This is a genomic window from Sporosarcina limicola (assembly GCF_014873855.1).
In the GTDB taxonomy this organism is placed as follows: Bacteria; Bacillota; Bacilli; order Bacillales_A; family Planococcaceae; genus Sporosarcina; species Sporosarcina limicola.
On record NZ_JADBEL010000055.1, the window covers coordinates 1 to 7,651 of the forward strand.

The window sequence follows — 7,651 nt, forward strand, 5'->3', positions numbered from 1 at the left end:
ACCTCTTATCTTGAGTATGGACAGATAAAAACAAGGCTAAAAGCGTATACCGTCTAAAGACGGTGGATTTAGACCACGCTTTTGGAAATTAAATATGAGTAAAAAGTTTTTATTGTCAGCACTAACAGCGATTCTTTTCGCATCCTATCCGTTTTCTGCTTTAGCCAATGACACGCATCGTACGGCAAATGAAAGCAAAGGAATCGTTTCAGAGGTAGCCAACAATAAGTCTAAAATGTCCACACAAGATTTTATTGACTATGCGTTGACTGCATTATCATATGAACATGCTTCAGAAGAAATGAGAGCACAAGTTGTTAAACAGTGGGTGCAAAAAGGTGAATTGGAAAATCTTAAAGAACCCATTGCTGGCGGCGAAATTGCACGTGTTTTAATTAGAGCACTTGGGATAGAAAAAGACGAAAAAAGTGTAACTGATTATTTGGAATCTGCAAAGAGACATGGTCTTGTTAAAGCTAATTTTCAAGTGAATGAAACTGTGACAACCGATGATCTTGCGACAATTTTTGTTAATTATAAAAAAGTTGCATTTAAAGATAATGATGACACAGGAGTTAAAGAGATTTCAGTAGAAGATTTCATGAAGAATCCGGGTGATTTTGGCTATCAGCTCTCTCCAGATGGTAATTATATTTCATACACTTCTGCATGGGAAAGTCGTTCTAACGTCTTTGTAAAGAAAATGAACGATGATAGTGAACCTGTACGGGTGACAAGTTCCAAAGATCGAGATATTGCAGGCTCTTTCTGGAAAGACAATCAAATCTTATATGTAAAAGACAATGGCGGAGATGAAAACTTCCATATTTATTCTTCGAGCTTTAATGGTCAGGAAGAAAAAGATCTAACGCCTTATCCTAAAGTAACGGTACAACTCGTCAGTGGATTACAAGATGTAAAAGATGAAATTCTCATTATGATGAATAAAGAAAATCCAACAGTTTTTGATGTTTATAAGTTGAATATCAAGACGGGTGTTACAACGCATGTAGCCAAAAATCCCGGAAACATTGTAAGCTGGCTTGCGGATCAAGATGGAAAGATTAGGATTGCGGTAGAAAGTGATGGAATCGAAAGTACTGTGTTATATCGAGATACGGAAGAGGAAGATTTTAAACCTTTCATCAACACTAAAGCTGGTGATTCCGTTTCACCGATTGCCTTCTCTAAAGACAATCAATCGATTTACGCTTTGTCGAATAAGGATCGTGATAAAGTTGAATTAGTGAAACTTGACTTAAAAGCGAACGAAGAGGTCATCTATTCTAATCCTCAAGTGGATGTAATGGGTGCTGTATACGATTCAAGTCAAGATAAAATGTTATACAGTTTATATATTACGGATAAAGTGCATTATTCATTTTTCGACAAAGAATTCGAACAACTTTTCAATCATTTAATAGAAAAGTTAAATGTCTCTGAAAGTGAACTTATGATCCAAGACTACAAAAAAGAAATGACAAAATTTGTCGTAGGTGTATCAAACGATAAAATGTATGGAACCTATTATTATTATTATGATTCTACAACTGATGAACTGGAGAAATTAGCTGATTTAAGTTCATGGCTAGAACCAGATAATTTAGCAGATATGCACCCAATCTCTTATAAAAGTAGAGATGGTTTAACAATTCATGGCTATTTAACACTTCCGAAAAATAAAAAGCCAGAAAATTTACCGTTAATTGTGAATCCGCATGGAGGACCTTGGTCACGAGATATGTGGGGCTTCAATCCAGAAGTTCAACTTCTTGCAAATCGAGGTTATGCTGTACTTCAAGTAAACTTTAGATCCTCAGCTGGTTATGGAAAGGAATTTCTCGATGCTGGTAATAAACAATGGGGATTAAAGATTCAAGATGATATTACCGATGGGGTACAGTGGGCAATCGACCAAGGAATCGCGGATTCTGAACGTATTGGAATTTACGGTGCATCATTCGGTGGTTATGCGACATTAGCTGGAATCACATTTACGCCAGATTTATATGCAGCGGCTGTGGATTATGTTGGTGTCTCTAATATTTTCACTTTATTAGAAACAATACCTCCCTATTGGGAAACAATGCGAAATGATCTCTATAAAAAAGTGGGCCATCCAATAGAAGATAAAGAACTTCTCGAAGCAGTCTCACCTGTCTTCCATGTGGATAAGATTAAAACACCTTTATTTGTTGCTCAAGGTGCAAATGATCCGCGTGTTAACAAAGCTGAATCTGACCAAATTGTCGAAGCATTAAGAGCAAGGGGTATTGATGTGGAATACATGCTCAAAGAAAATGAAGGTCATGGCTTCCATAACGAGGAAAATCGAATTGAATTCTACAATGCGATGATTAAGTTCTTAGATAATCATCTGAAATAAAAATACTAAAGACAAGATGCACTCAAGTGCTCTTGTCTTTTTCTTTTAATTATAGATTTTGATTAATTCTATAAATTTCCCAAGCAAGTAAGTGAATGGTGCTATATTCTAAATTAATATCGATTTATTTCAGATTCTGGCACATGAAATTCTCGTACAATGTCTACGTACTGATGCCTTTCTACAAGAGCGATCAATTCTTCGGTTGTTATAAGGTTGGATAAAAGCTTTGAAATTGTGTTAAACTGTTTTATACAGGAAGGATGCAGTTCAATCCTTTCCTAAGGACACCTTTCCTGACACCGATGTTGGTTTTGTCGCTTTACATCGCATCAGAATGAGTGTCTTTTTTCTATGTTTTTATTGGTAATAGTCGGTTAATCAACAGATGTGAAATTATATTATCGCTTTGTATGGCTCAGACTATGAGGAGGAGAAATGGATAAAATTCAATACCTATCACAATTCAATCTGCTTGATTCGCTATCTATGGAAGACTTAATAGAAATGGATCAATTGACTTCAATAACAATTATCCCGAAAAATATGTTTATTCAAACTCCGGAAACTTTTTCTCAGGGACTTTATTTTATCAAAAAGGGGAAAGTACGCCTGTATAAGCTCAATGCCAAGGGTAAGCAATTTACATCGGATATTCTCAATGAAGGTAATGTTTTTGGCGAAATGGATTTTATTTCATTTGGTACACGCGATAATTATATCGAAACGATAGAGGATAGCCACATTTGTTTGATGAATAAGGAAAGATTTGAAGATTTTTTAATTCAGCGGCCTCGATTTATGATGACATTATTGAAAGTATTGAGTGATCGTATTATCGGTATTAGTCAATTAACGCAGAATTTAGCTCTTGGAAATCTACATGACAAAGTTTTATATGCTCTATTGAAGCTGTCTGACCAGTTTGGACTTACGAGTACTACTAATTTTTACAGAATCGATTTCCCCCTTTCTCATCAGGAAATCGCCAATTTGGTGGGGGCAACCAGAGAAGCTGTAACTGGGGCCTTACACGAACTTGTTAAAAAAAATGTCATTAAGATGGGGTTTAAAACAATCTACATCTCTCAAGAAAAACTTTGGGAAAGAAATATGACTAATGAGTTGTAAACAACATTACATCTTTCTTCAAGAAAAGATTGTATCGTATAATTACTGACAAAATAGACGATATGGAGATGACGTAATGGAAAAAACACCAGTTCAAAAATTGCAAAGCGAGTTAAAGGCAGCTACTGTACAAATGGAAGAGATGCTCCCAAAGGAAGTGCTGAATGCATTCGAAAAATCGATTCAGGATCTCCACGTATCCGATTCCGGTAAAGGTTTACTAGCTGGTACTAAGGCGCCCGACTTCACTTTAGTAGATTCAGCAGGCCAAAAAGTAACTTTATCTGAAGAAACTGCGAAAGGTCCTGTTGTTCTTATATTTTACCGCGGCATATGGTGCCCATTCTGTAACTTGGAGTTGAAAGCATACCAGCGAATAAATAGCGACATTAAGGCAGCTGGGGGCCAATTGATTGCTGTGAGCCCGCAAACCCCTGATCATTCTATATTTATACAAGAGCAGAACGAGTTAGGTTTCCATGTTTTAAGCGATTTGCAAAATCAAACAGCAGAAAAATATAATCTTAAATTTAAATTACCTGAATATGTACATGCTATCTACAGATCGCTAGATATTTCACTCGATAAATTTAACGGTGATAATTCTTGGGAAATTCCAGTGCCAGCCACGTATGTTATTGATAAAGCAGGATTCATCCGTTCAGCAAATGTTGATGCAGACTATAAAAAACGCATGGAGCCTAGTGAGGTGTTGCACATTCTTCAATCACTTTAAGAGGATATTCTGATTATATGCAACGCTAGTAGGCATCGTCGATCTGTACCATATAAAATAGAGTAGGCGCATGAATAAATTCATGCACCTACTCTATTTATTTTTAAACAAAACTTAAACTTCACCCCCCTACCGTTTTAACCTTCGAGCGATAGGATAGTAAGTGAGGTGAGGAAAATGAGCGATTTTATTATTGAAACAAGTAGGTTAACGAAGAAATTCGGTTCAAGAAAAGTAGTTGACCATGTGGATTTGAAAGTGAAAAAGGGTGAGATTTATGGCTTTCTAGGACCCAATGGAGCAGGAAAAACAACGACGATTCGAATGCTCTTAGGACTTGCTCGACCAACGAAGGGTTCGATTCAGATTTTCGGTAAAGATATAAGAAAAGAAAAGCTTGCCATCCTGAAAAAGGTTGGTTCACTTGTCGAATACCCTTCTTACTATGGGCATTTATCAGCTTATGAGAATTTGGAAGCAGTACGTATTTTATTGGACGTACCCAAATCCAGAATTGATGAAGTGCTGTCGATCGTTCGTCTGACGAATGATGCCAAACGGCCCGTAAAGGGATTTTCTTTAGGTATGAAACAGCGACTCGGAATTGCGACTGCTTTGCTTGGCAATCCAGAATTGCTCATTTTAGATGAGCCGACGAACGGACTCGATCCATCTGGGATTATCGAAATTCGGGAACTTATCAAAAGTATGCCAAAGGAGCATGGAATAACGATTGTTGTATCAAGCCACTTGCTTTCAGAAATTGACCAGATGGCGACACAGGTAGGCATTATTTCGAAAGGTAGAATGATTTTTCAAGATTCCATTTCAACATTAAGAGCGCAATCTACGAGCAAGATTAAGTTGACAGTTAATGATGTCGAGTCGGCTTGGAAGACGTTGTTAACACATGGGTATACAACGGATCTCAGTCAAAATAATCTTTTCATTGAAAATGGTTCAGATGAAAAAGTCGCTGAAATTGTGAAATCCCTCGTTCAAAACGACTATTCCATTTACAGAGTGGAAGAAGAAAGAAAATCGTTGGAAGAGATCTTTTTGGAGCTGACTGGCAAGGAGGGTGGATTGTGATGATGCGGGTAATGGCCTCTGAATTCATTAAAATCAGACGAAAAATGATTCTGTTTCTCGTCTTCCTTGGTCCAATTGGGGTCATTGGCTTGGAGGCCGTCAACTTTGGGATACGTTATGATTGGCTCACAGGCGTCTACAAGGATGATTTATGGAGAGGGTTGATTGGCGAAGTTGCCATGTTGTCTATTCCTACGATTCTCATTGGATTAACGATACTTACATCCATGATTGCCAATATTGAACATCAAACAAATGCTTGGAAACAGCTACTTGCATTGCCAATTTCAAAAACGAAGGTGTTTACGGGTAAATTTTTGTTGTCAGTTCTGCTCCTTTTCCTATCTTGTTTGTTATTAGCAAGCGGCACCGTTTTACTTGGTCTTCTACTGAAGTTTGGAACTAACATTCCATTTCTTTATTTATTCAAAATGTGTTTTTTTCCATGCCTCGCTTCCCTGCCTTTTATAGCAGTGCAAACCTGGCTTGCAATCACAATAAAAAACCAAGCCATTCCATTAACGCTTGGAATTATTGGGGCCATTGTATCGATGTATTCGATGAATTTTCCCGATTGGGTTCCGTTGAAATGGCCACTGTTACTAAATGACTGGGATAAGCCAATCTATTCAGTTTTGGCCGGTCTCGTAACAGGAATCCTTCTCTATTTTATGAGCCTCATAGATTTTAATCGAAGGGATGTGAAATAAATGGGGAGATTATTTCGGTCCGAATTTCTAAAATTACGTAAGTCCTCGATTTGGCTACTCATTTTTGTGAGTCCGATTTTATCGCTGTTACTTGGATTGAGTGAATTAAGTGAAATAGAAGAGCTTGGACAACACCAATGGACTGCTACGCTTGGTATTATGACGATTAGCCATGCGATTCTTTTTCTACCGTTATTAACGGGGATCTTTTCGAGCTTTATTTGTCGATATGAGCATGTTGGTGGTGGATGGAAGCAACTATTGTCCTTACCCGTTTCCAGACGAAATGTTTATCTCGTGAAAATCCTTATTGTTAGTCTTCTAATTGCGGTAACGCAAATTTTATTTATCACCGGCCTGTTCTTTATTGGTTGGATGAAAGGCTATCCGGCTGACATTCCTTGGGGCACCATTTCCACAAGTGTCATCGGAGGATGGATTGCCTGCTTACCATTAATCGCTTTACAAATGTTTGTATCCGTCGCATGGTCGAGTTTCGCAGCACCCCTTGCAGTCAATGTCATTTTTACGATACCCAATATGATGATTGTTAACTCTGAAAGTTTCGTCCCTTACTATCCATGGGCACAACCCTTTTTAATGATGATGCCTAATTCATCCGATAGCTTTGGGGCATTAAATGTTTCGTCTGAAACGCTATTCATCGTGATTTTCGGGAGTCTTATACTGTTTCTAGGCTCTGGGCTTGTTTATTTTATGAGGAAGGAAATATGAACAAAGCGTACACGAACTCATTCGTGTACGCTTTGTTCGTTTATTTATAATGGTTCAAGTGCTTGTGAAGCATTGGACGCAATCATACTACCAGCACCAGCCGATGATGCTGATTTTATGATTCGTTTTTCACCCTCCACAATTTATGGCTACTATAAAGGCAACTGATAAAAATGCACAAAGTGGGATATAAAGATATGTATCCATCTTGGAGAATTTCGTGTTTCTTTTTTTCTTACCTATCCCGAAATAATTAAAATCACCGAGCACCCTGAGAGCAAAAACGACAGCACAAACCCAAGCCCCTATTTGTACAATCAAGTACTTTTCTGGTAATGAAATGTGATTGGCTTCAATGAGGAGGATTCCTCCTGCCATGCTTAGCAATAAAGCCACGAGCAATGTCCCACCAACACTAGGTGAAAATGCACGATTACCTTGTTCTTCAGGGAGAACAACATTCTTCCCCCATGTCCCACCAAATGCCCAAAAAACGTGAAGCAAGCTAATAAGAAACAAGATACATGCAGCTAAGATAGTTATTATCGTCACCATTTTAATCCTCCTACTCTTTACTTAATAGACTCTCGGCATTCGCCGAGCTAGACGGCTCATAGCTTTTACTGAACCGATATTTTTTGTTCCTCTTACCTTTGATAGGGGGATTTTTCATTTCAAATAATATGAACTGGTAATTATAAATCTCGCATTACCCCTCAAATAGTCCGAAGTACTCTTGACTTTTCGGAATCACCACAATAATCGAGATAGAAGGGTTTTTTTCCTTACTATCCATGATTGAGGTGTTGATAATGAAACCGTTAGTCGTTTCGCACGAAGTATATCAAATGTTCGTATTGG

7 protein-coding genes are annotated in these 7,651 nt (G+C 37.8%); 6 read left to right on the forward strand and 1 reads right to left on the reverse strand.

Annotated elements, in window-relative coordinates; genetic code table 11:
* Window positions 1-94: 94 nt before the first annotated feature.
* The 6 genes from H4683_RS20780 (at window position 95) to H4683_RS20805 (ending at window position 6,790) form a co-directional block, all read left to right on the forward strand.
* Entirely contained in the window at window positions 95-2,386 is a 2,292-nt protein-coding gene (locus H4683_RS20780; protein ID WP_192600732.1) for a S9 family peptidase, read from the forward strand.
* A gap of 438 nt (window positions 2,387-2,824) precedes the next feature.
* Window positions 2,825-3,517, forward strand: a complete 693-nt coding sequence (locus H4683_RS20785) for a Crp/Fnr family transcriptional regulator (protein WP_192600733.1) — start codon at window positions 2,825-2,827, stop codon at window positions 3,515-3,517.
* A gap of 76 nt (window positions 3,518-3,593) precedes the next feature.
* Window positions 3,594-4,253 carry a peroxiredoxin-like family protein gene (locus H4683_RS20790; RefSeq protein ID WP_192600734.1) on the forward strand — a complete coding sequence of 220 codons (660 nt, stop codon included), beginning with the start codon at window positions 3,594-3,596 and terminating at the stop codon, window positions 4,251-4,253.
* A 177-nt stretch (window positions 4,254-4,430) separates the two neighbouring features.
* Window positions 4,431-5,345, forward strand: a complete 915-nt coding sequence (locus H4683_RS20795) for an ABC transporter ATP-binding protein (protein WP_192600735.1) — start codon at window positions 4,431-4,433, stop codon at window positions 5,343-5,345.
* Window positions 5,345-6,055, forward strand: coding sequence for an ABC transporter permease (locus tag H4683_RS20800; RefSeq protein WP_192600737.1), 711 nt, complete (start codon window positions 5,345-5,347; stop codon window positions 6,053-6,055). Before H4683_RS20795 ends, H4683_RS20800 begins: the two co-directional genes overlap by 1 nt.
* Entirely contained in the window at window positions 6,056-6,790 is a 735-nt protein-coding gene (locus H4683_RS20805) for an ABC transporter permease (protein WP_192600736.1), read from the forward strand. It begins immediately after the preceding gene.
* A gap of 129 nt (window positions 6,791-6,919) precedes the next feature.
* Here the strand turns inward: H4683_RS20805 and H4683_RS20810 are convergent, their stop codons facing one another.
* Entirely contained in the window at window positions 6,920-7,345 is a 426-nt protein-coding gene (locus H4683_RS20810) for a DUF3995 domain-containing protein (protein ID WP_225942279.1), read from the reverse strand.
* Window positions 7,346-7,651: the final 306 nt, after the last annotated feature.

Coding starts and splice junctions, on each gene's coding strand:
- H4683_RS20780 (WP_192600732.1), top strand. CDS start 95: ATGAGTAAAAAGTTTTTATTGTCAGCACTAACAGCGATTCTTTTCGCA.
- H4683_RS20785 (WP_192600733.1), top strand. CDS start 2,825: ATGGATAAAATTCAATACCTATCACAATTCAATCTGCTTGATTCGCTA.
- H4683_RS20790 (WP_192600734.1), top strand. CDS start 3,594: ATGGAAAAAACACCAGTTCAAAAATTGCAAAGCGAGTTAAAGGCAGCT.
- H4683_RS20795 (WP_192600735.1), top strand. CDS start 4,431: ATGAGCGATTTTATTATTGAAACAAGTAGGTTAACGAAGAAATTCGGT.
- H4683_RS20800 (WP_192600737.1), top strand. CDS start 5,345: ATGATGCGGGTAATGGCCTCTGAATTCATTAAAATCAGACGAAAAATG.
- H4683_RS20805 (WP_192600736.1), top strand. CDS start 6,056: ATGGGGAGATTATTTCGGTCCGAATTTCTAAAATTACGTAAGTCCTCG.
- H4683_RS20810 (WP_225942279.1), bottom strand. CDS start 7,345: ATGGTGACGATAATAACTATCTTAGCTGCATGTATCTTGTTTCTTATT.